The following is a 22,037-nucleotide window of genomic DNA, read 5'->3' as shown; positions in this document are numbered from 1 at the left end:
GCGCCCCGCGTCCGGGGTGTTTTGTGGCCCTTATACCCGCGGGGGGGGGCGGCCCCCCCGGGGCCCCCCCCCCCCCGCGGGGGCGGGGGGGCCCCCCCGGGGGGGGGGGGGGCCCCCGGCCGCTCGGGAGCCGGGATCAGGCCTGCTGGGGCGGGCCCACCAGCTCTCGCAGGACGTCCTCCATGGTGACCAGGCCCGCGGACCTGCCGTCGGCGTCGGACACCGCCGCCAGGTGCGTTCGGCTGCGGCGCATCGCCGTCAGCACGTCGTCCAGCGGGGTCTCCGCCCGCACCCGGGCGATCGGCCGCATAGCCGAGACCGGGAACGGCAGATCGCGCGGCACCGCGTCCAGGGCGTCCTTCACATGCAGGTAGCCCAGGATGCGGCGGTTGGAGTCGACCACCGGGAAGCGGGAGTAGCCGGACTCGGAGGCCAGCCGCTCAAGCTCCTCGGGAGTGGTCCCGACCTGCGCGTACACCACGCGCTCGACCGGCATCACCACGTCCCGCACCGGGCGCCTGCCCAGTTCCAGGGCGTCCCGCAGCCGCTCGGCGGCCCGGTCGTCGATCAGCCCCGCGTCACCGGCGTCCTTCACCAGCCGGGCCAGCTCGTCGTCCGAGAACGTCGCCGCGACCTCGTCCTTCGTTTCCACCCGCATCAGCTTGAGCAGCAGGTTGGCGAACGAGTTGATCGCGAAGATCACCGGGCGCAGTGCCTTGGCGAGCGCCACCAGCGGCGGGCCGAGGATCAGCGCGGTCCTGGCCGGCTCGGCCAGGGCGATGTTCTTCGGCACCATCTCGCCGAGCAGCATGTGCAGGTACGTCGCCAGGGACAGCGCGATGACGAACGAGATCGGGTGGGTCAGCGCGTCCGGCACACCCACCGCGTGGAACACCGGCTCCAGCAGATGTGCGATGGCCGGCTCGGCGACCACACCGAGCACCAGGGTGCACAGCGTGATGCCCAGCTGGGCGGCGGCCAGCAGCGCCGAGACGTGCTCCAGGCCCCAGATGACGCTGCGCGCCCTGCGGTTCCCGGCCTCCGCCTCGGGCTCGATCTGACTGCGGCGCACCGAGATCAGCGCGAACTCCGCGCCGACGAAGAAGGCGTTGACGAACAGGGTCAGCAGACCGATCAGAAGCTGAACGGCGATCATCGGCCCGCCTCCACGTCGTCGGACTTCCCGGCCGCGGCGTGCTCGGACTCGACGGGCGCGTGCATCAGCACCCGCGCCGCCCGCCGGCCGCTCGCGTCCACCACGTCCAGCCGCCAGCCGGCCAGCTCCACGCGGTCACCCACCTCGGGGATCCGTCCCAGTTCGTTGGCCATCAGGCCGGCGAGCGTCTCGTACGGGCCTTCCTGCACCCTCAGGCCGATCCGTTCCAGCTGGTCGGTCCTGGCCGCCCCGTCCGCCGACCACAGGTCGCGGCCGTCGGTGTCCTCGCCCGCGCGGGCGAGGTCGGGGGTCTCGTGCGGGTCGTGCTCGTCGCGCACCTCGCCGACGACCTCCTCGACAATGTCCTCCAGTGTGACGACACCCGCCGTACCGCCGTACTCGTCGATGACGACGGCCATGGTGCGCTTGCCGGACAGCCGGTCCAGCAGTTTGTCCACGGTCAGCGTCTCCGGTACGAGGAGCGGCTCGCGGACCAGTTCGGTCACCGGGTGCCGGGGCCTGCGCTCGGCGGGCACGGCCAGCACGTCCTTGATGTGGACCAGGCCGACGACCGAGTCCAGGCTGCCCCGGTACACCGGGAAGCGGGAGAGGCCGGTGGCCCGGGTCGCGTTCGCGACGTCCTCCGCGGTGGCCTGCACGTCGAGCGCGGTGACCTGCACGCGCGGGGTCATCACGTTCTCCGCGGTCAGCTCGGCCAGGTTGAGGGTGCGGACGAAGAGTTCGGCGGTGTCCGCCTCCAGCGCGCCCGCCTTGGCGGAGTGCCGGGCCAGTGCGACCAGTTCCTCGGGGCTGCGCGCGGACGCCAGCTCCTCGGCCGGTTCCATGCCGAAGCGGCGCAGGATGCGGTTGGCCGTGTTGTTCAGGTGGCTGATCAGCGGCTTGAAGGCGGCCGTGAACCAGCGCTGCGGGGTCGCCACGACCTTGGCGACGGCCAGCGGGGAGGAGATCGCCCAGTTCTTGGGGACCAGTTCGCCCACGACCATCAGCACCACGGTCGACAGCGCCGTACCCAGGACCAGGGCGAGGGAGGAGGCGACGGTGGGGGACAGGCCGATCGCCTCGACCGGGCCCTTGAGGAGCTTGGAGATCGACGGCTCGGAGAGCATGCCGACGAGGAGGTTGGTGACGGTGATGCCGAGCTGGGCGCCGGACAGCTGGAAGGTCAGGCTGCGCACGGCCTTCAGGGCACTGTCGGCTCCCCGCTCACCCCGTTCGACGGCCCGTTCGAGGTCGCCGCGCTCGACGGTGGTGAGGGAGAACTCCGCCGCGACGAAGGCGCCGCAAATCAGCGAGAGCAGTACCGCCACGAGCAGCAGAAGCACTTCGGTCATCGGTTCACCTCCGTCCCATGATCGGGCAGGGTCGGGAGGTTCGCGCGGTGTCGGCTACTGGGAGGCTCGCCCATGGGCGGACGCTCACACCTTTCGAAGTAGGGATGTCCGATGTTCGGTCGGCACATCGGGGAAGGAGGTTCCCATAGTAAAGGATCGGCAAAGCGGCCGGTCAGGGAGTGAGCGACTTCACCCAACGGGTCCACTGGGGCTGGGGTCCGTAACCCGCCGAGCCCCACGCGGAACGGGCGGGCGCGTTGTCGTCGAGGACCATCGCGTCCCCGCGCCGACCGCCCAGCCGGACGAAGCGTTCCTCGGCCGCGGTGAGCAGCGCGCCCGAGATGCCGAGGCGGCGGTGGTCCGGATGGACGGCCAGCCGGTAGAGCGAGCAGCGCCAGCCGTCGAAGCCGGCGATGACGGTGCCGACCAGTACCGCCTCCGCGGCGCCGGACGCGGTCGCCGCCACGCGTTCGGCGAGGATCAGGGCCTCGGGGTCGCGGACGGTCAGCCGCTCGATCCCGTCCCGGTCGTCGCTGATGCTGGTGCCGTGGGCGGACAGCTTCCAGAAGGCCAGGACGGCGTCGAGGTCGGCCGCGGTCGCGTTCCTGAGTCGGATGTTCCCGGGATCGTTCATGGCGGCATCCCATCACCGGCCCCGCGGCGGCGTCGACAGGATTCCACGATCCGGATGCCGCTCTCAGCTGCCGCGCAGTTCCTCCATCACCGGGGCGAACTCCTCCAGGTGCGGATCGAGCACCGAGAGGTAGCTGAAGCCGTACCGTGCGCGGTTCGCCCGCAGCTGTTGCGCGATCTCCCGGACCGTGCCGACGGCGACGACCGGAAGGCCGAGCACCTCGTCCTCGGTCAGGTACGGGACGTGCGGGAGGAAGTCCCGTACCGCCGCGCGCCGGTCGTCGGTGACCACCACGAGCTGGAGCAGCAGATTCAGCTCCGCCTCCACGGCGCGGTCGGCCGCGAACTTCCGGTAGGCGGCGACCCGTTCCTCCAGGGCCTCCGCCGTCACCACGCGCAGGCCGTCCTCCGTCGCGCGGGCCCCGGTGAAGGCCACGATGTCCGCCCGCTCCGCCGCCAGTTCGAGCACCCGGTCGCCGTTCCCGCCGATCAGCAGGGGAGGACGCGGACTCTGCACGGACCTGGGCACATGCGTCTCGTCGCGCAGCAGCCGGTCCAACTCCGCCACCGTGTGCGCCAGATGGCCGACGCGTCCCCCCGGCGACAGGAACTCCAGCCCGGCCCGGTCGTGCTCCTCCTTCACGTAGCCCGCGCCGATGCCGATCTCCAGCCGGCCGCCGACGAGGGCGTCCGTGGTGGCGATCTCGCGGGCCAGCAGGGCCGGGTTCCAGAAGCCGGCGTTCAGTACGAAGGTGCCGATCCGGGGCCGCCGTGTCACCGCCGCAGCGGCGACCATCGCGGGGAAGGGGGCGACCCGCCCCAGATGGTCGGGCACCTGGATCACGTCGTAACCCAGCTCCTCGGCACGACGGCACTTGCGTGCCCACTCCTCTCCGTCGGCGGGCGTCAGCATGTTCACCGAGAACCGGAACGGCCTGGTCATGAACAACTCTCCTTGAACGGGGAAATGTCCGGGCGCGTGCTACTCGTGCGCGATCGCGGCCAGCACGTTCATCCGCGAGGCCCGCAGGGCCGGCAGCACCGCTGCCACGAGCCCCACCACCACGGAACCGGCCACCACCGCCAGCACAGTCGACCACGGCACCGCGAACACCGTCATCCCCTGGAGGGAGAGGACCTGGCTCATTCCCACACCCCACACCAGACCCAGTGCGAGCCCCAGCACCGCCCCGAACACGGCGATCACCACCGACTCCAGCCGGATCATCCGCCGCAACTGCACCCGCGACAGCCCGATCGCCCGCAGCAGCCCGATCTCCCGGGTGCGCTCCACCACCGACAGGGCGAGCGTGTTGACCACCCCGAGGACCGCGATCACGATGGCCAGCCCGAGCAGCCCGTACACCAGGTAGAGCAGTACGGAGACCTGGCTGCGGACCAGCTCCTTGTAGTCCGCCCTGTCCTGCACCTTCAGCTGCGGGTACGGGGCGAGGGCCTTCTCCAGTTGCCCGCGCAGCGCCGGGGCGTCGAAACCCGGTGCCGCGTTCACGTAGAGCGCGGACTCCTGCCCGCCCGGGAAGTACTTCTCCACCGTGCCCAGGCCCATGAAGAGACCGCCCTGCACACCGCCGCCGCTCGGGGCGTCCTGGCTGGTGAGCGCCGCCACCCGCAGCCCGCCCGTCCGGCCGCCGGAGAACTCCACGGGGAGGACCGCACCGAGGCGCACACCGTGCTCGTCGGCGAACTTCCGCTCCATGCCCATGCTGCCGGGTGCCAGCGCGGCCCGTGTGTCCCCCCGGACGTAGGTCAGCCGGGCCACCTCGTCGAGCTGCGGATCGTAGCCCCCTACCGTCGATTTGATCCGCTTGCCGTCCGGCAGCGTCAGCCGTACGGGAGTGAGCCGCTGGCGCACCACGGTGCCCGACGCCTGAACCTGCTCCACCTTCCTGGCCACTTCGGGCGGGAACGGCTGGAAGCCGTCACCCTGCACCACGAAGTCCGAGCCCAGGGTGCGGTCGATCTGCCGGTCCAGCGACGCCGTCATCGACGCGCTCGCCACCGAGAGACCGGCCACCAGCGCCAGCCCCACCATCAGCGCGGACGCGGTCGCCCCGGTACGGCGCGGGTTGCGCAGCGCGTTGCGCTGGCTCATCCGCCCCACCGACCCGTACAGCCGGGGGAACGCCGCCCCCAGGACACGGATCACCGGGCGCACCAGCAGCGGCCCCGCGACCACCGCCGCGATCAGCGTCAGTACGACACCGAGCCCCAGCAGCAGGGAGGCGGCAGCGGTGTCGTCACTGACCGCGCACCCCGCCAGCGCCGCGGCTCCGGCCGCCGTCAGGACGCCGCCCGCCACGGCCCTGATCCGCAACGGCCGCCCGAGGCCCGCGACTTCGGCCTCGGCGAGCGCCGCCATGGGGGAGACCGCCGAGGCCCGGCGGGCCGGCAGATAGGCGGCGACGAAGGTGACCCCCACCCCGACCGCGTAGGCGGCGACGAACGGGCTCCAGCCCAGCTCCATGTCGGAGACCCTCAGCTTCATCCCGAACCGGCTCATCAGCCAGATCAGCGCCGCGGCCAGCCCCACCCCGGCGGCGATGCCGAGCGTCGAGCCCACCAGGCCGAGCAGCAGCGCCTCGGTGAGGACGGAGCGCCGCACCTGGCGCCGGTCGGCGCCCAGCGCGCGCAGCAGCCCCAGCTCGCGGGTGCGCTGGGCGATCAGCATGGCGAAGGTGTTCACGATGAGGAAGACACCGACCAGCACGGCGACCCCGGCGAAGCCGAGCATCACGTACTTGATGACGTCGAGGAAGGTACCGAGCTGGGCGACCGAGGACTTGGCCTGCTCGTCGGCGGTGCGCAGCTGGTAGCGGGAACCCAGCTCGGCCGCCAGGCGTTCCTTGAGCACCGCGTGGGAGACACCGGGCGCGGCCTCGACGGCGATCAGGGTGGCGGCGTCCGGCGAGCCGAGGAGTTTGCGCTGGGCGGTGGGGGTGTCCGTCAGGACGAGCGAGGCACCCGGGTTGGTCGTGGTGAAGGTGGCGATGCCGACCACCTTCACGGGAAAGGTGCCGGGCCGGACGACGACCCGCAGGGTGTCCCCGAGGGCGATCTTCGCGCGGTCGGCGGTGTCCGCGTCGACGACGGCCTCGCCGGGCCCCTTCGGCAGTTCGCCGGAGGTCAGTTTCAGCGGGTTGTGCGGGGTGTCGTACCAGTTGGTGGCGATGGTGGGGGCGCCGCCCCGCAGCCCGATGGCCTTGTTGGCGCCGTCGACGACCGTGATGTTCTCGGTGGTCGCCTCGACATGGGTGCGGGCGACCCCGGGCACCGACCTGATCTGCTCCGCGACCGCCGCGGGCAGGGTGCGCACGGCACCGGTCGGCAGGGACCCGCCGATCTCGTCCTCCTTGGGCGTGACGGAGACATCGGCGGAGGTGCTCGCGAACAGCCGGTCGAAGGTCCGCGACGCGGTGTCCGAGAAGATCAGGCTCCCGGAGACGAACGCCACCGAGAGGATCACTGCCAGCGCGGACAGCAGCAGCCGTCCCTTGTGGGCGAAGAAGCTGCGCAGGGTCGCCTTCAGCACGGGGTGCCTCCTGGGGCGTCGGGGAGCACGGGTTCAGCCCTTGCGGAGCCGGGAGACGCCGTCGAACTGCTTCATCCGCTCCAGCACGGCCTCCGCGGACGGGTCCGGCATGCTGTCCACGATCCGCCCGTCCCCGAGGAAGAGCACCAGGTCCGCGTGGGCGGCGGCGCCCGGGTCGTGGCTCACCATCACCACGGTCTGCTCCAGGGCGTCGACCGCCTGCCGCAGGAAGGAGAGCACTTCGGCGCCGGCGTGCGAGTCGAGGTTCCCGGTCGGCTCGTCCGCGAAGATCAGCTCGGGCCGGGACGCCAACGCCCGTGCGCACGCCACGCGTTGCTGCTGGCCGCCGGAGAGCTGGGACGGCCGGTGCCGCAGCCGGTCGCGCAGGCCGAGCGTGTCGATGACCTGGTCCAGCCACTCCTGGTCGGGTTTGCGGCCCGCGATGTCCATGGGGAGCGTGATGTTCTCCGCCGCGGTCAGTGTCGGCAGCAGGTTGAACGACTGGAACATGAAGCCGATCCGGTCCCGCCGCAACCGGGTCAGCTCCCGCTCGCGCAGCCCGGTGATCTCGGTGTCACCCAGCCACACCTGCCCCGCCGACACCGTGTCGAGCCCGGCCAGGCAGTGCATCAGCGTCGACTTGCCGGACCCGGAGGGTCCCATGACGGCGGTGAACCTGCCGCGTGCGATGTCGACGTCCACGGCGTCGAGGGCGAGCACGGTGGTCTCACCGCTGCCGTACGCCTTGGTCAGGTTCCGGGCGCGGGCGGCGACCGGGCGGCCCGCCTCCAGTCCGTGGGCGAGTGGGGTGGCGGATGTGGACACGGCAGCCTCCCGGGCCGGGGCCGTTCACTGCTTGCCGTCGCGGGCCTTCCACGACGGTCGACTCCCCTGCACTCCAGGAGGCTAGGGCCGGGGAGGCGTGCCGCGAATCCCCCGTAGGTCCGGAACTTCCGCTGTGTGTAAGGGACATACGTGTACGGATGCACGGTGCGGCGCGTTCCCCGGAAGCGTGCCCCGGACGAGGCCCCCGTGCGCGGCCCCGGACACGGCCCCGGACGCGCTCCCGGGGAGCCGTCCGCCCTTGTGCCCGCTAGCGCGCGGCCGCTAGCGTGAAGTGTGGCCAAGACCCAGTTGAACGTACGCGTCGAGGAGTCCACGGCACAGGCGGCACGGCAGCGGGCCCTTCAGCGCGGGGTGAGTGTGAACCGGTACATCGAGGAACTCGTCAAGCAGGACGCGGGGGAGACCGGCAGGACCTTCGTCGAGTCCGCGGCCGACTTCATGAAGCGGTACGAGGCCGTGTTCGCCGAGGAGTTCGGCGAGGCCTCCGGCGCGCGGGGCGGCGCGAAGCCCGGTGCGGAGAAGTCCCGGCGGTGACGCCGAGGATCGACCTCGCCTGGCTCCTCATGGTCGCCGAGCACCACACCCCCGGCGACCCCCAGGTGGTCGACTGGGGTGCGCTGGTGGCCGCCGTCGCCCGCCACGAGGCGGAGATCTTCGGGGTCCCGGTCTACGCCGATCCGTACACCCGTGCCGCAGCCCTGCTCCAACTGCTGCTGCACGTACCGGCGCTGGAGCGCTCCAACGCCCTGTACGCGAGCGCGGTGGCCTACGGCTATCTGATGGCCTGCGGGCTCAAGGTGCGGACCTCGCCCGAGCGGGTGCGCGACCTGGCCCGGCTGGTCAAGGACGGCAGGGCCGGTGTGCGGGCCATCGCCGACGAACTGCGCCGCTGGAGCGACTGACACAGGGCGTGTCCACCCCCGCGGCGGCGATGCTCAGGTGTGCGCCGGCCGCCGTGCCGCCCCCAGGACGCACGGCGACGACGGCACCCGCAGCCCTTTCTCCGGCACCATCAGCCTCCGGTGGTCGCCGAGTTCGAACCCGGCGTCCCGGATCGAGCCGAGCGGGTCCCGGGAGGTGTGGCAGTTGCCGAACAGCAGCGGCCACACGGTGCGGTCCACGGCCCGCTGACTCAGCGCCAGCCACCGCCCACCGCCCCGCCCGTGCTCGAAGAACCGCAGCTCACCGCCGGGACGCAGCACCCGCCGCGCCTCGGCGAGCGCCCGCTCCACGTTCCGTACGCTGCACAGCACCAGCGAGAGGACCACCGCGTCGTACGCCTCGCTCTTGACCGGCAGCGCCTCCGCCGCACCGGGCACCACGTCCACCGGGACATCGGCCCGCACCGCCGCCCGCAGCGCCAGCGCACGCAGCGAGCGCTCCGGTTCGATGGCGACGACCTCGGACACGGCCGCGGGGTAGTGGGCGAAGTTCAGCCCGTTGCCCGCGCCGATCTCCAGGACCCGGCCGGACAGCCCGTGCAGCAGTTCCTCCCGGTACGCGGCGATGCCGCCGTGCAGGTCGGCGGAGACACTGACCCGGGCGTAGACCCGGGCGAACAGCGGATGGTGCACGGCATCGTGCGGAACCGCGGCTGTGCCGCGACCGCTCTTCCTGCCGCTGCGTGACCCTGGACGTACCGCCATCGCGACCCCCCTTGGTGGAACGGACGGATATCGCGAGTGTGCCCGGTGCGGAGCACGATCAGCCGGAAACGCCCGGGAATCTCCGCGACTGCGGGAAATTCGGCCCGTTCGGCCCGCCCGGAAGTCCCGGGCGGCGAAGTCTCAGGCGGCGACGAAACAGAACTCGTTGCCCTCCGGGTCCAGCAGCACCTGGAACGCCCCCACCTCCTGGACCACGATCCCGCCGGACAGCGTCGCCCCGAGGGCCACCGCCTCCTCGCTGAAGGCCGGGATGTCCTCGGCCACCAGGTCGATGTGCAGCCGGTTCTTCGCCGACTTGCCCTCCGGGACGCGCTGGAAGGCGACCCTGGTGAAGTCGGGGACGTCGATGTACGACCAGTTCGGGTCGCGATCCACCGGCTCGCCGCCGATCAGGGCCGCCCAGAAGCGGACCAGGGCAGCGGGGTCCGCACAGTCGAAGACGATTTCGTCGATTCGCGCTCGCATGACCCCCACCCTACGGACCGGGCGATCAGCGCACCCGCTCCGCGAACACCTCCACGTCCCACTCCCCGCCCAGCTCCGGCGCCAGCCACTGGCCCGCCAGCTCCCGGAACCGTACGGGGTCCAGGGCGCCCGCCCCCTCGGGCACGGCGCCCAGCAGCGGTGCCCCGGCCATGTCGGCCAGTTCGGGGACGTTGCAGCGTTCGGCCAGGCCGGGCGCCTCGGGCCAGCTTCCGACCACCACGCCCAGCGGGGTCAGCCCCCGGGCCCGCAGGGCCTCGCCGGTCAGCTGCACCAGGTTGAGGGTGCCGAGGGCCGGCGCCGCCACCACGAGGACGGGCGCGTCGAGCAGCCGCGCCGCGTCGGCGAGGGTGCCGCCCTCGGAGTCCAGCCGTACGAGCAGCCCGCCCGCGCCCTCGACGAGCACCAGGTCGTACTCGGTCGCCAGCTTCCGTGCCGCGTCGGCCACGTCCCGCGGCGTCACCGGGACCATCCCCGCCCGGCTGGCCGCGGTCGCGGGGGCCAACGGCTCCGGGAACCGGGCGAGTTCGACCGCCGCGACCTCCTCCCCGGCGAGCCGCACCGCGACCTGGGCGTCCCCGTCCTCACCGGGACCGACCCCCGTCTGCGCGGGCTTGAGCACCACGACGCGCCTGCCCGCGGCACGGGCGAGCGCGGCGACGGCCGCGGTGACGACGGTCTTGCCGATGTCGGTGTTGGTACCGCTGATGACGAGGACGGTCATGGGAGGGCTTTCCGTGAGAGGTGTCGGTGTTCGACGGGTACGGCGCCGCGCACTAGCCGCCGTGGGTGGCCGCGGCGGCCGTGACCGCGCGGCAGATGCGGGCCAGGTCCGTGTCGGAGGTGACGTACGGCGGCATCGTGTAGATCAGGTCCCGGAACGGCCGGACCCAGACCCCTTCCCGTACCGCCGCCTCCGTCGCCGCGGCCATGTCCACCGGCCCGTCGAGCTGTACGACGCCGATGCCGCCCAGCACCCTTACCTCCCGCACCCCCGGCAGGTCGGCGGCCGGGGCCAGACCGTCCCGCAGGCCCGCCTCCAGCCGCTTCACCTCCTGCTGCCAGTCCTGGCCGAGCAGCAGGTTGATCGACGCGCAGGCGACGGCCGCGGCCAGCGGATTGCCCATGAAGGTCGGGCCGTGGGCCAGCACGGGCACCTCGCCGCGAGAGATCCCGTCGGCGACCCGCGCCGTGCACAAGGTGGCCGCCATCGTCAGATAGCCGCCGGTCAGCGCCTTGCCCAGGCACATCACATCGGGGGAGACAGCTGCCTGGCCGGCCGCGAAGAGCGTGCCGGTACGGCCGAATCCGGTGGCGATCTCGTCGAACACCAGCAGCACGTCGTGCGCGTCGCAGGCCTCGCGCAGCACCCGCAGGTACTCCGGGGCGTGGAACCGCATCCCACCCGCGCCCTGCACCACCGGTTCGACGATCACCGCCGCCAGTTCGTCGGCGTGCGCGGCGACGGCCGCGCGCAGCTGCTCCGCGTACTCCTCCTCGTACGTCGCCGGCGGCGGGTCCACGAAGAGCTGGCGCGGCAGCGCGCCCTGCCACAGTTCGTGCATCCCGCCCTCGGGGTCGCACACGGACATCGGCTGCCAGGTGTCCCCGTGGTAGCCGCCGCGCCAGGTCATCAGGCGCTGCTTGGCCGGCCGGCCCACCGAGCGCCAGTACTGGAGGCACATCTTCACCGCGACCTCGACCGAGACGGACCCGGAGTCGGCGAGGAAGACGTGCCGCAGCGGCTCCGGGGTGATCTCCACCAGACGGGCGGCGAGCCGCACGGCGGGCTCGTGGGTGAGCCCGCCGAACATCACGTGGCTCATCCGGGACAGCTGGTCGCGGACCGCCTCGTCGAGGACGGGGTGCCGGTAGCCGTGCACCGCCGACCACCAGGAGGACATGCCGTCGATCAGCTCGTCCTGCCCGTGCGCGGGACGGGCCAGACGCAGCCGTACGCCGGAGGCCGACTCCACGACCAGCGGCTCCTCCCGGCCGGGCATCGGACCGTACGGGTGCCACACGTGCGCGCGGTCCAGGCGGAGCAGCGCGTCGGGGGAGAGGGGTGCGGGGGAGTGCGGGTCAGGCATTGGGGGCCAGGTCCGTGCCCGCGCCGCGGCGGCGCACCGCCACCAGGTCCTGGCGGGCCCCGGGCACCGACGGCGTCGCGCCCGGCACCCCGGTCCCTTCCTCGGCCGCCCCGGCAGCGTCGACGGCGCCGCCCCCGCAGCTCCCCTCGCCCTCGCCCGGGGCAGCGTCGCCGCCGCACACCGAACCGCACGCACCGCCGGCACGGTGCTCCGGCAGCGTCGTCGTACCGGTGCCCTCCACCTCGAAGCCGGCGTCCGCGATCATGTCCAGGTCCGCCTGGCCCGCCTGGCCCTCACTGGTCAGGTAGTCGCCCAGGAAGATCGAGTTGACCAGGTGCAGGGCCAGCGGCTGCATCGTCCGCAGGTGCACCTCACGGCCGCCCGCGAGCCGGACCTCCACGTCCGGGCAGACGAACCTCACCATCGCCAGGATCCGCAGCGCCCGCTGCGGGGTCAGGTTCCACTCCTTGGCGAGCGGCGTCCCCTCGAACGGGATGAGGAAGTTGACCGGCACCGAGTCCGGGTCCAGCTCGCGCAGCGAGAACACCACGTCCACCAGGTCCGCGTCCGACTCGCCCATGCCCGCGATCAGGCCCGAGCAGGCGGAGAGACCGGCCGCCTGCGCCTGCTGGACGGTGTCGACCCGGTCCGCGTAGGTGTGGGTGGTCGTGATGTCGCCGTACGTCGACTCCGACGTGTTGAGGTTGTGGTTGTACGCGTCGGCGCCCGCGGCCCGCAGCCGCTCCGCCTGGCCCTGCGACAGCAGCCCGAGGCAGGCGCAGACCTCGACGCCCTCGTTGGACTCCTTGATCGCCTCGATGGTCTTCGAGACCCGGTCCACGTCCTTGTCCGTGGGCCCGCGCCCGCTCGCCACCAGGCACACCCGCTTGGCGCCGCCCGCGACCCCGGCCGCCGCGGCCTTCGACGCCTCGTCCGCCTTCAGCCAGGTGTACTTGAGGATCTCCGCCTTGGAGCCGAGCCGCTGCGAGCAGTACGAGCAGTCCTCCGGGCACAGCCCCGACTTCAGGTTGACGAGGTAGTTGAGCTTCACCCGCCGCCCGAACCACTGACGGCGCACCCTGCCCGCGGCAGCCACCACGTCGAGCAGGTCGTCGTCGGACGTCGCCAGGACGGCGAGTGCTTCTTCGCGGGTCGGCAGCTCGCGCCGCAACCCCTTCTCCACCAGTGTGTTCAGCAGGTCCATGCGCATGATCCTGACGTACGTCACGGCCCGCGGCCAAGGAGGATTCGGACAACAGCGCGCGTTCGAGGTGTGGGTATTGCCACACCCTGACGGGGGTTCGGTCCGGCTAGTGTCTGTGGGCTGCCTACAAAGTGCCGCCCGCACCGCACTGTCCCGAGGGGATCACCCATGCTCCAGCGCCCGACTTCCGCGGACCCCTTCGGCTGGATCGAGGAGGAGGCGGCCCGCCGCACCAAGGCCGGGCTGGTGCGCACGCTGCGCCCGCGCCCCGCCGACAGCCCCCTGCTCGACCTCGCGAGCAACGACTACCTGGGGCTGACCCGCCACCCGGAGGTCACCGGGGCCGCCCAGGATGCCGCCGCCCGCTGGGGAGCGGGCGCCACCGGATCGCGCCTGGTCACCGGGACCACCGAACTGCACACCGAACTGGAGCGGGAACTCGCCGCGTTCACCGGGTTCGAGGCCGCCCTCGTACTGTCCTCCGGGTACGCCGCCAACCTGGCCGCGCTCACCGCGCTGACCGCCCGCGGCGGGCTGATCGCCTCCGACGCGGGCAACCACGCCTCCCTGGTCGACGGCTGCCGCCTCTCCCGCGCCGAGACCGCCGTGGTGCCGCACGCGGACCCCGCCGCCGTGCGCAAGGCGCTCGACGGGCATCAGGGCCGCGCCCTGGTGGTCACCGACTCGGTGTTCTCGGTGGACGGCGACGCGGCCCCCCTGGCCGAACACCTGGCGGTGGTGCGGGAGTTCGGGGCAGCCCTGCTCGTCGACGACGCGCACGGGCTCGGTGTCCTCGGGGACGGCGGGCGCGGCGCCCCGTACGCGGCGGGCCTGGCGGGCGCCCCCGACGTGGTCGCCACCGTGACCCTCTCCAAGTCCCTCGGCAGCCAGGGCGGCGCCGTCCTCGGACCGGCCCGCGTCATCGACCACCTGGTGAACGCGGCCCGCACCTTCATCTTCGACACCGGACTGGCGCCCGCCGCCGCCGGAGCGGCGCTCGCGAGCCTGCGGCTGCTGCGCCGCGAGCCGGAACGGGCCGCCCGCGCCCGCGAGGTGTCGGCGCTCCTGTACGGGAAGCTGACCGCGGCGGGGCTCGCGGCCGTGCGGCCGGACGCGGCCGTGGTGTCGGTGCGCGCCCCGTCGGCGGACGCGGCCCTGAAGTGGGCGGCGGACTGCCGTGCCGCGGGTCTGGTGGTCGGCTGCTTCCGTCCCCCGTCGGTCCCGGACGGGATCTCCCGGCTGCGGCTGACGGCCAGGGCGGACCTGACCGGGACGCAGATCGAGGGTGCGGTGGACACCGTCGTCCGAACCGCACCCTCGCTCTGACAAGCGGGTCAACTCAGGCCGTGCCGCTCACAGTTGCTCCTCGCGCAGCGCGCCGATGAAGCGCGACCACGAGGAGGGGGTGAAGAGGAGAGCGGGCCCGGCGGTCCGCTTGGAGTCGCGGACCGCCGTCAGACCGCGGCCGACCGGTGCCGTCTCGACGCAGTTGTTCATGCCTGTGCTGCGGCTGCTGCGGCGCCACGCTGCGCCCGGCAGGGAAAGACTGGAACGTACGACTCGGGGGTGCATGGGCATGGTTCCTCCCGTGCGTCGTCGCTGATAGGGGTGATGGAGCGAGCGCCGGCGCGTCGGAGCACGGTTCAGCGGATGCCGGCGATCAGATTCAGCGAGTCCTCGTGCGGCAGGGCCTGGGCCTGGATCCGCTGGAATGCTGCGGAGTATTCCGTAAGGTCTTCTTTCCGCTCCAGATAGAGGCTACTCATCAAGTGGTCGATAACAACCACATCCAGATCGGCAATGTTCGGAAAGGAGAAGATAACGAAAGCACCGGTGAGACCGGTGTGCGCTCCCGAAGCAAAGGGCAGCACCTGCAACCGGACGTGCGGCAACTCCGCCACCTCCAGCAGATGCCGCAACTGCTCCTTCATCACCCGCTCGCCGCCCACCGTCCGGTGCAGTACGGCCTCGTCCAGCACCACGGCGAGGTCCAGCGGCTCGTCCGCGCGCAGCACCTCCTGCCGGGCCAGCCGCACCGCCACCAAATCGTCCAGCTTGTCCTCCGGCAGCGCGGGCAGCACCGTCCGGGTCACCGCCCGCGCGTACCCGGGCGTCTGCAACAGCCCCGGCACCACCGTGGTCTCCAGGGTGCGGGCCGCGCACGCGCGGGACTCCAGACTGATGAAGTCCCGGTACTGGGCCGGCAGCAGTCCCCGGTAGGCGTTCCACCACGGTGACCCCGACTCCCCGGAGATTTCGGCCAACACCTGCACCAGGTGCCGGACTTGGGGATCCTGGACCTCGTACACCGCGAGGAGTAGCGCCACGTCCTCCGGCTTCGCACCGCTGCGCCCCGTCTCGATCCGGCTCACCTTCGACTGGTGCCAGCCGACCCGGCGGGCGACCTCCGGGCTGGTGAGCCCGGCCCTGTCGCGCAGCCTGCGCAGTTCTTCCCCGAGCTTGCGGCGGCGCACCGCGGGACCGTGCCGCATGCGCGACTCCTTTGTCTGTGCTTCATCCCTTCCCCGGCGGGGGCCAGTCTGCCGGTCAAATACGGTCTCGCGTAGCAGAGTTCACTACTTTGAGTGGCAGATATATGTATGTCTGGGAGGAACGCCGACGGTGACGCCACCATGAGTGACACTCTGGCGCGGAAAACGGGCGGAAGCAGAGTACCGGGGCCGCCCCCGCACGGATCCTGCCACGGGTCCGGGTCCAGCCCCGGTGGGAAAGGGACAGTGTCGCCATGGCAGACCACCAGGAAGTATCCGTAACCCTGCCGAGTGATCCTGCCTCGGTGTCCACGGCCAGGAAGTACGTCGCCGAAGTGCTCGTCGAATGGGGACTTCCGCAGGCCTGCGAAACGGCGGACATCATCCGGCTGATCGTCTCGGAACTCGCCACCAACGCGGTCCAGCACACCTTCGGCCAGTCGCCCACCTTCACGGTGGACGTCCAGCTGGAGCGTGACGAACAGTTGCGCATCGGTGTCACGGACAGTCACCCCCGCTGGCCCCAGCGCCTGCCCGCAGCCGTCCAGCAGGACAACGGGCGCGGAATGGTGATCATCCGCTCCCTGACGGCCGAGTGCGGCGGGCGGCTGTCGGTCGCTCCCACCGCCGAGGGCGGCAAGACGGTGTCGATCGCCCTGCCCTGGAACGTGCCTGTGCAGACCTAGCTCGTGTCCTTTCCCAGGTCGCGGCGGTCGCGGCCCGGTGCGCGCCTCGGCGGGAGGGTGCGGCTGCCCCTCCCGCCCGGCCCCGGGCCCGCTACCTGACCCGGCCGTACCAGACGCTCTTCGACCAGATCCGCTCCAGCCGCACCACCGTGTTGCGCTTCGGCGAGTGCCAGATCTTGTTCGCGCCGGCGTAGATGCCGACGTGGTACACGCTGCGGCCGTGGTGGAAGAACACCAGGTCTCCGCGCTGCCGCTGGGAACGGCTGATGTGCCGGGTCTTGTTGTACTGGGCCTGCGCCGTGCGCGGCAGGCTCTTGCCGGCCCGCTTGTACGAGTAGAGGGTCAGCCCCGAGCAGTCGAAGCGGTACGGGCCCGCGGCTCCGTACTTGTAGGGGGCGCCCCTCTTGGAGGCGGCGATCTGGAGTGCCTTCGTCGCGTGGGTGGCCGCTTCCGCCTCGGAAGCGGCCCCCGGTACCAGCATGCCGCCGCCCACCACGGCGAGGGTGAGGGCCGATGCGGTGGAGGCCCTGGCGATCAGCGACGGGACGTGAGTGCCTACCTGCGCAGTCATGCGCAACCCTTCGTCGACCAGACGCCCCGGCGGCGCCGGCTGCGGCGTCCGTCAGGGCCGCCCCGCCACGACGGCGGGGGCTTGTCGTCCCAGGGATCTTGACCCGACGGACGTCTGGTTTCCGAGCTGAAAGGGTGCTTTGTGAGGCTCCTCACCACTGGCCCGTTCGGGTGGACAAGGAGCGCGGCGATCACCGGCGTCGCCCCCGCACGACGCCCGCACCAGCAGCGGAACGAATCACTCCGGTTGCCCCGCGGCTGCGCTGCGCAACTCGATCAGTACGGATGACGCAGTCGCGGATGGGCCGAACGGGGGAGGTTCCGCGGTACCCGCGCGGGGCCTCCGCCGATCAACTCGCCTGCTCCGGAGGCACGGTGAGCCGTGCCGCGCGCCGCTCGCCGTCCAGTACCCGCAGTGCCCGCGACAGCGTCACCGGGTGCAGGCTGCTCTCTCCCCGGTCGTGCATCAGGGTGAGCGCCTCGCGCAGCGCGGTCGCCCGGCCGACCAGGGCCTGGGCCGCGCGCAGGGCGGCGTAAGTGTCGTTCGTCCGGGTCGGGTTGATCCGGCCCAGCAGGTCGACGACCTCCAAGTAGCTTTCCACCAGGTCGCATTCGGCGCGGGTGAGGGCCGGCAGCGGTGGCAGGTCCGGCGGCAGCATCCGGCCGCTCACCGCGCCGACGCGGAGCCGGGGCCGCCGCGGTTCTCGACGATGCGGTCCACCACTCCGTACTCCAGGGCCTGTGCGGCGTCGAGCACCTTCGTGCGGTCGAAGTCCGCCTCGATCTGCTCGACGGACCTGCCGGTGTGCCGGGCCAGCATCCCGGCCGTCATCGCACGCAGTCGCAGCAGTTCCTGTGCGTGGATCTCCAGATCGGTCGGCTGGCCGCGCTGCGGTTCGTCCAGCGAGGGCTGGCTGAGGGCGATGCGGGCACCGGGCAGCGCGAGCCGCTTACCGGGCGTGCCCGCGGCCAGCAGCACGGCGGCGCTGTCCAGGGCCTGGCCGAGGCAGATCGTCTCGACGTCGCAGGTCACGAACCGGATGGTGTCGTAGATGGCGGACATCGCGGTGTACGAGCCGCCGGGGGAGTTGATGTACAGCGAGATGTCCTGGTCCGGGGCGTCGTGCTCCAGGTACATGAACTGGGCGGCGATGTCGTTCGCCGCGGCGTCGTCCACCGGGGTCCCCAGGAAGACGATCCGCTCGCCGAGCATCTTCGAGTACGGATCGAGCGTGCGGGTCCCGGTGCTGGTGCGCTCGGTGAACGAGGGCAGTACGTAGCGGGCGGTCGGCTGGATCATGGCGCGCTCCCTCCGGCGGCAGGGCGGGGTGACGCTGCCGCCTCTGTAAAAAATGTACAGGACGTACGTTCAGTACGATGGGGAGCATGACCTACGAGATTCCGGTGACGCAAGCCCGCGCAGAGCTCGCCGACCTGATCAACCGCGTCGTGTACGGCGGGGAGCGGGTGGTCGTGACGCGTCACGGGAAGCCCCTCGTCGCCCTGGTGTCGGCCGCTGACCTGGAGCGACTGGAGAGCGAGCCGGAGGTCGTCGAGGAGCAGGTCATCAGTTCCGTGTCGTCGTTCGGCGCCGCCGCTTCCGCTGCGGGTGAACGCGGGCGCTTCGGGATCGCGGCCGAGTACCGGGGCGGCGACCACGCCGAGGGCTGAGCCGGGGCGCCGTCCGGTCCTGAGGTCCGGGCGGCGGGCGGGTGCGCGCGCCGGGGTGCTGCCGGAGCATTGCGCGCGTCGAGTTAACGCCGGGGAAACACCGCACAACTAGCCTTCATGCGTTGATGCCTGACGGAATGCCTCAGGCGAGGACTTTGCGTCCTCTTTGCTAGATGAGTGATACATCTAGGTCCGTCGTGGTATCCACGGCAGCCGGACCGGGCGGTCCGGCACGAGGACTGTGAGGTGTGGATCTGTGAAACTAACCCCGCACGAGCAGGAAAGACTGCTCATCCATGTTGCCGCCGACGTGGCCGAGAAGCGCCGAACGCGCGGGGTGAGGCTCAATCACCCCGAGGCGGTCGCCCTGATCACCTCGCACATCCTCGAAGGTGCCCGCGACGGCCACAGCGTCACCGAGCTGATGTCCTCCGGCCGCAAGGTGCTGCACCGCGACGAAGTCATGGACGGCATCCCGGAGATGATCCACGACGTCCAGGTCGAGGCGACCTTCCCGGACGGCACCAAGCTCGTCACCGTGCACGAGCCGATCCAGTGACGGCCATGCCCATACCTGTGCCGAGCCCGGCGCCCGGGGCGTCCGAGCCGCTGCGCTCCGCCGGGCCCGCGGCCGCACCGCTCGCCCCGTCCGTGATTCCGGGCGAGATCCTGTTCGCCGACGAGCCGGTACTGATCAACGAGGGCCGTCCCGTGACCCGTATGACCGTCCTCAACGTGGCCGACCGGCCCGTCCAGGTCGGCTCCCACTACCACTTCGCCGAGGTCAACCCCGGCCTCGACTTCGACCGCACGGCCGCCCACGGCCTGCGGCTGAACATCGCCGCCGGGACGGCCGTGCGCTTCGAGCCGGGCATTCCGGTGGACGTGGAACTCGTACCCGTGACGGGACGGCGCGTGATCTCCGGCCTGCGCGGACAGACCGGAGGTGCCCTCGATGCCTGAGTCCGCAGCAGGCGTCCCGGCCCCGGGCGGATCCGCGCACCCCGGGCTGTCCCGGGGCGTCTACGCAGACCTGTTCGGTCCCACCACCGGCGACCGCATCCGGCTCGCCGACACCGACCTGCTCATCGAGATCGAGCAGGACCTCGGCGGCGGTCCCGGACTGGCGGGCGACGAGGCCGTGTTCGGCGGCGGCAAGGTCATCCGGGAGTCCATGGGGCAGGCCCGTACGACCCGCGCCGAAGGCGCACCCGACACCGTTGTCACCGGTGTCGTCATCCTCGACCACTGGGGCATCGTCAAGGCCGACATCGGTATCCGGGACGGCCGGATCACCGGCATCGGCAAGGCCGGCAACCCGGACACCATGGACGGCGTCCACCCGGAACTGGTCATCGGTCCCGAGACCGAGATCATCGCCGGCAACGGAAAGATCATCACCGCCGGGGCCGTCGACACCCACGTCCACTTCATCTCGCCGACCGTCCTCGACCAGGCGCTGTCCTCCGGCATCACCACCCTCGTCGGCGGCGGCACCGGACCGGCCGAGGGCTCCAAGGCGACCACGGTCACCCCCGGGGCCTGGCACCTGGCCCGGATGTTCGAGGCGCTGGACCAGCACCCGATGAACATCGGGCTGCTCGGCAGGGGCAGCACCATGTCCCACCGGTCCATGCACGACCAGCTGCGGGCCGGCGTGCTCGGCTTCAAGATCCACGAGGACTGGGGAGCCACGCCCGCCGTCATCGACGCCTGTCTGCGGGTCTGCGAGGAGTCCGGTGCCCAACTCGCCATCCACACCGACACGCTGAACGAGGCCGGGTTCGTCGACGACACCCTGGCCGCCATCGCGGGCCGCACCATCCACGCTTACCACGTCGAAGGCGCGGGCGGCGGACACGCACCGGACATGATCACGGTCGTCTCCGAGCCCCACGTGCTGCCCAGCTCGACCAACCCGACCCGGCCGCACACCGTCAACACCATCGACGAGCACCTCGACATGCTGATGGTCTGCCACCACCTCAACCCGGCGGTGCCCGAGGACCTGGCCTTCGCGGAATCCCGCATCCGGCCGACCACCATCGCGGCCGAGGACATCCTGCACGACCTCGGCGCGATCTCCATCCTGTCCTCGGACTCGCAGGCCATGGGCCGGATCGGCGAAGTGATCCTGCGGACCTGGCAGACCGCCCACGTGATGAAGAAGCGGCGCGGCGCGCTGCCCGGCGACGGCCGCGCGGACAACCACCGGGCCAGGCGGTACGTCGCCAAGTACACCATCAACCCGGCCGTCGCCCAGGGCCTCGACCGGGAGATCGGCTCCGTCGAGCAGGGGAAGCTGGCCGACCTCGTCCTGTGGGACCCGGCCTTCTTCGGGGTCAAGCCCGCCCTGGTCATCAAGGGGGGACAGATCGCGTACGCGCAGATGGGCGATGCCAACGGGTCGATCCCCACGCCGCAGCCGATCCTGCCCCGCCCGATGTTCGGCGCGATCGGCCGTGCCCCGGCCGCGAACTCCTTCAACTTCGTCTCCCAGGCGGCCGTGGAGGACGACATCGCCGGACGCCTCGGTCTCGGCAAGCGCTTCGTGCCGATCACCAGCACCCGGGGCGTGACCAAGGCGGACATGCGGGAGAACGACGCGATGCCGCGGGTCGAGGTCGACGCCGACACCTTCACGGTCACCATCGACGGCGATCCCGTCGAACCGGCACCGGCGGCGGAACTGCCCATGGCCCAGCGCTACTTCCTCTTCTGAGCGAGGACGCCATGGACCTGCTTGACGACACGGCGGACCGGCCCGCGACCGCGACCGGCGCCGGGGTCGTGCCCGCATCCGGACCCGTTGCCCCGGACCGCCCCGGCGGCGGTTCGCGGGCCGCGCTGCTGGTGCTGGCCGACGGGCGGTTCCCCGCCGGGGGCCACGCGCACTCCGGCGGGGCCGAGGCGGCCGTCCGGGCCGGACGGATCCGGGACCACCGGGACCTCGCCGAGTTCTGCCGGGGACGGCTGCACACCGCGGGGCTCACCGCCGCCGCGCTCGCCGCCGCGGCGGCCCACGGTCTGGACCCGCTGGACCTGGACGAGGCGGCCGACGCCCGCACCCCGTCACCGGCGCTGCGGGCCACCGCCCGCAAACTGGGCCGGCAGATGATGCGGGCCGCCCGCGCCACCTGGCCGTCGGCCGAACTGGCCGCGCTCGCCGCGGCCCGGCCGCGCGGCGCGCACCAGCCCGTCGTGCTCGGCCTCGCCGCGCGCTCGGCGGGACTCGGGCCACAGGACGCCGCGCACTGTGCCGCGTACGAGAGCGTCAGCGGCGCGGCGACCGCGGTCGTACGGCTGCTGAGCCTGGACCCGTTCCAGGCCACGGGCGTCCTGGCGCGGCTCGCGCCCGAACTGGACGAGGTGGCCCGGCGGGCGGCGGAGGCGGCCCGGCGGGGCGACGTCGACGAACTGCCCGCGGCGTCCGCGCCGTTGCTCGACATCACGGCCGAGGCGCACGCGGCCTGGCCGGTGCGCCTGTTCGCCTCGTAGCACCGCCCACCCGCCACCCCGACCCCTGCGGGGCCGCACCAGCGGCGGCCCCGCCGCCCCGCGTCCCACCGGACGCGCGGGCCGCACCACGACCACCCGACCCGCGGGCCGCAGCACCTGCCCGCGGGCCGCCCCACCA

At 72.2% G+C, this 22,037-nt stretch carries 25 protein-coding genes; 9 read left to right on the top strand and 16 right to left on the bottom strand.

The window, feature by feature from the left end:
• Positions 1 to 136: 136 nt before the first annotated feature.
• From ACFYVL_RS30965 to ACFYVL_RS30940, 6 genes are all read right to left on the bottom strand, one after another.
• The gene (locus ACFYVL_RS30965) at positions 137 to 1,156 is read right to left on the bottom strand and encodes a hemolysin family protein (protein WP_389250669.1); all 1,020 of its coding nucleotides are present in this window, start codon (positions 1,154 to 1,156) and stop codon (positions 137 to 139) included.
• A complete protein-coding gene (locus ACFYVL_RS30960) occupies positions 1,153 to 2,508 on the bottom strand; it encodes a hemolysin family protein (RefSeq protein WP_389250667.1) in 1,356 nt (451 codons plus the stop codon). The genes ACFYVL_RS30965 and ACFYVL_RS30960 overlap by 4 nt, the downstream gene beginning before the upstream one ends.
• 172 nt (positions 2,509 to 2,680) lie before the next feature.
• Complete coding sequence (locus tag ACFYVL_RS30955) at positions 2,681 to 3,142, bottom strand: GNAT family N-acetyltransferase (RefSeq protein ID WP_389250665.1); 462 nt, start codon at positions 3,140 to 3,142, stop codon at positions 2,681 to 2,683.
• 63 nt (positions 3,143 to 3,205) lie between these two features.
• On the bottom strand, positions 3,206 to 4,084 hold the full coding sequence (locus ACFYVL_RS30950) for a TIGR03621 family F420-dependent LLM class oxidoreductase (RefSeq protein ID WP_389250662.1): 879 nt from the start codon (positions 4,082 to 4,084) through the stop codon (positions 3,206 to 3,208).
• A 39-nt stretch (positions 4,085 to 4,123) separates the two neighbouring features.
• Positions 4,124 to 6,691, bottom strand: coding sequence for an ABC transporter permease (locus ACFYVL_RS30945; protein ID WP_389250660.1), 2,568 nt, complete (start codon positions 6,689 to 6,691; stop codon positions 4,124 to 4,126).
• Between the two features lie 33 nt (positions 6,692 to 6,724).
• Positions 6,725 to 7,516 carry an ABC transporter ATP-binding protein gene (locus ACFYVL_RS30940; RefSeq protein WP_389250658.1) on the bottom strand — a complete coding sequence of 264 codons (792 nt, stop codon included), beginning with the start codon at positions 7,514 to 7,516 and terminating at the stop codon, positions 6,725 to 6,727.
• A 294-nt stretch (positions 7,517 to 7,810) separates the two neighbouring features.
• Here ACFYVL_RS30940 and ACFYVL_RS30935 point away from each other — a divergent pair, with 294 nt between their 5' ends.
• Together ACFYVL_RS30935 and ACFYVL_RS30930 are read left to right on the top strand one after the other, a co-directional pair.
• Positions 7,811 to 8,071 (top strand): antitoxin, encoded by a 261-nt coding sequence (locus tag ACFYVL_RS30935; RefSeq protein WP_389250656.1) that lies wholly within the window; start codon positions 7,811 to 7,813, stop codon positions 8,069 to 8,071.
• A gap of 29 nt (positions 8,072 to 8,100) precedes the next feature.
• On the top strand, positions 8,101 to 8,439 hold the full coding sequence (locus tag ACFYVL_RS30930; protein WP_389250703.1) for a fic family toxin-antitoxin system, toxin component: 339 nt from the start codon (positions 8,101 to 8,103) through the stop codon (positions 8,437 to 8,439).
• 33 nt (positions 8,440 to 8,472) lie between these two features.
• Here the strand turns inward: ACFYVL_RS30930 and ACFYVL_RS30925 are convergent, their stop codons facing one another.
• The 5 genes from ACFYVL_RS30925 to bioB all read right to left on the bottom strand — a co-directional run bounded on the left by ACFYVL_RS30925 (position 8,473) and on the right by bioB (position 12,981).
• Positions 8,473 to 9,183: a class I SAM-dependent methyltransferase gene (locus ACFYVL_RS30925; protein ID WP_389250654.1), complete on the bottom strand. Its 711-nt coding sequence runs from the start codon at positions 9,181 to 9,183 to the stop codon at positions 8,473 to 8,475.
• A 141-nt stretch (positions 9,184 to 9,324) separates the two neighbouring features.
• Entirely contained in the window at positions 9,325 to 9,669 is a 345-nt protein-coding gene (locus tag ACFYVL_RS30920; protein WP_389250652.1) for a VOC family protein, read from the bottom strand.
• A 25-nt stretch (positions 9,670 to 9,694) separates the two neighbouring features.
• Positions 9,695 to 10,411: a dethiobiotin synthase gene (gene bioD / locus ACFYVL_RS30915; RefSeq protein WP_389250650.1), complete on the bottom strand. Its 717-nt coding sequence runs from the start codon at positions 10,409 to 10,411 to the stop codon at positions 9,695 to 9,697.
• A 52-nt stretch (positions 10,412 to 10,463) separates the two neighbouring features.
• A complete protein-coding gene (locus ACFYVL_RS30910) occupies positions 10,464 to 11,777 on the bottom strand; it encodes an adenosylmethionine--8-amino-7-oxononanoate transaminase (RefSeq protein ID WP_389250648.1) in 1,314 nt (437 codons plus the stop codon).
• The gene (bioB, locus tag ACFYVL_RS30905; protein ID WP_389250646.1) at positions 11,770 to 12,981 is read right to left on the bottom strand and encodes a biotin synthase BioB; all 1,212 of its coding nucleotides are present in this window, start codon (positions 12,979 to 12,981) and stop codon (positions 11,770 to 11,772) included. The genes ACFYVL_RS30910 and bioB overlap by 8 nt, the downstream gene beginning before the upstream one ends.
• A gap of 168 nt (positions 12,982 to 13,149) precedes the next feature.
• Here bioB and ACFYVL_RS30900 point away from each other — a divergent pair, with 168 nt between their 5' ends.
• On the top strand, positions 13,150 to 14,307 hold the full coding sequence (locus tag ACFYVL_RS30900) for an 8-amino-7-oxononanoate synthase (protein WP_389250644.1): 1,158 nt from the start codon (positions 13,150 to 13,152) through the stop codon (positions 14,305 to 14,307).
• Between the two features lie 27 nt (positions 14,308 to 14,334).
• On the opposite strand, the gene ACFYVL_RS30895 is transcribed toward ACFYVL_RS30900, so the two are convergent.
• Positions 14,335 to 14,559: a DUF397 domain-containing protein gene (locus ACFYVL_RS30895; protein ID WP_389250643.1), complete on the bottom strand. Its 225-nt coding sequence runs from the start codon at positions 14,557 to 14,559 to the stop codon at positions 14,335 to 14,337.
• A gap of 65 nt (positions 14,560 to 14,624) precedes the next feature.
• Positions 14,625 to 15,473, bottom strand: coding sequence for a helix-turn-helix domain-containing protein (locus tag ACFYVL_RS30890; RefSeq protein ID WP_389250641.1), 849 nt, complete (start codon positions 15,471 to 15,473; stop codon positions 14,625 to 14,627).
• A 254-nt stretch (positions 15,474 to 15,727) separates the two neighbouring features.
• On the opposite strand from ACFYVL_RS30890, the gene ACFYVL_RS30885 reads away from it, so the two are divergent.
• Positions 15,728 to 16,159 carry an ATP-binding protein gene (locus tag ACFYVL_RS30885; protein ID WP_389250639.1) on the top strand — a complete coding sequence of 144 codons (432 nt, stop codon included), beginning with the start codon at positions 15,728 to 15,730 and terminating at the stop codon, positions 16,157 to 16,159.
• Between the two features lie 91 nt (positions 16,160 to 16,250).
• On the opposite strand, the gene ACFYVL_RS30880 is transcribed toward ACFYVL_RS30885, so the two are convergent.
• The 3 genes from ACFYVL_RS30880 to ACFYVL_RS30870 all read right to left on the bottom strand — a co-directional run bounded on the left by ACFYVL_RS30880 (position 16,251) and on the right by ACFYVL_RS30870 (position 18,029).
• A complete protein-coding gene (locus ACFYVL_RS30880) occupies positions 16,251 to 16,730 on the bottom strand; it encodes a C40 family peptidase (RefSeq protein ID WP_389250637.1) in 480 nt (159 codons plus the stop codon).
• Between the two features lie 349 nt (positions 16,731 to 17,079).
• The gene (locus ACFYVL_RS30875; RefSeq protein WP_389250701.1) at positions 17,080 to 17,388 is read right to left on the bottom strand and encodes a hypothetical protein; all 309 of its coding nucleotides are present in this window, start codon (positions 17,386 to 17,388) and stop codon (positions 17,080 to 17,082) included.
• Positions 17,389 to 17,396: 8 nt separating this feature from the next.
• The gene (locus ACFYVL_RS30870; protein ID WP_389250635.1) at positions 17,397 to 18,029 is read right to left on the bottom strand and encodes an ATP-dependent Clp protease proteolytic subunit; all 633 of its coding nucleotides are present in this window, start codon (positions 18,027 to 18,029) and stop codon (positions 17,397 to 17,399) included.
• Positions 18,030 to 18,115: 86 nt separating this feature from the next.
• Between ACFYVL_RS30870 and ACFYVL_RS30865 the strand changes: the two genes are divergently transcribed.
• From ACFYVL_RS30865 to ACFYVL_RS30845, 5 genes are all read left to right on the top strand, one after another.
• Complete coding sequence (locus ACFYVL_RS30865) at positions 18,116 to 18,400, top strand: type II toxin-antitoxin system Phd/YefM family antitoxin (protein WP_389250632.1); 285 nt, start codon at positions 18,116 to 18,118, stop codon at positions 18,398 to 18,400.
• 256 nt (positions 18,401 to 18,656) lie between these two features.
• Positions 18,657 to 18,959 carry an urease subunit gamma gene (locus tag ACFYVL_RS30860; RefSeq protein WP_389250630.1) on the top strand — a complete coding sequence of 101 codons (303 nt, stop codon included), beginning with the start codon at positions 18,657 to 18,659 and terminating at the stop codon, positions 18,957 to 18,959.
• A 92-nt stretch (positions 18,960 to 19,051) separates the two neighbouring features.
• Entirely contained in the window at positions 19,052 to 19,363 is a 312-nt protein-coding gene (locus ACFYVL_RS30855) for an urease subunit beta (RefSeq protein WP_389250699.1), read from the top strand.
• Positions 19,356 to 21,122 (top strand): urease subunit alpha, encoded by a 1,767-nt coding sequence (locus tag ACFYVL_RS30850; protein WP_389250628.1) that lies wholly within the window; start codon positions 19,356 to 19,358, stop codon positions 21,120 to 21,122. The genes ACFYVL_RS30855 and ACFYVL_RS30850 overlap by 8 nt, the downstream gene beginning before the upstream one ends.
• Before the next feature lie 11 nt (positions 21,123 to 21,133).
• Positions 21,134 to 21,898 carry an urease accessory protein UreF gene (locus tag ACFYVL_RS30845; protein WP_389250626.1) on the top strand — a complete coding sequence of 255 codons (765 nt, stop codon included), beginning with the start codon at positions 21,134 to 21,136 and terminating at the stop codon, positions 21,896 to 21,898.
• Positions 21,899 to 22,037: the final 139 nt, after the last annotated feature.

The sequence above is a fragment of the Streptomyces sp. NPDC004111 genome (assembly GCF_042874215.1).
GTDB lineage: Bacteria > Actinomycetota > Actinomycetes > Streptomycetales > Streptomycetaceae > Streptomyces.
This window is presented reverse-complemented; position numbering and strand designations above follow the sequence as displayed.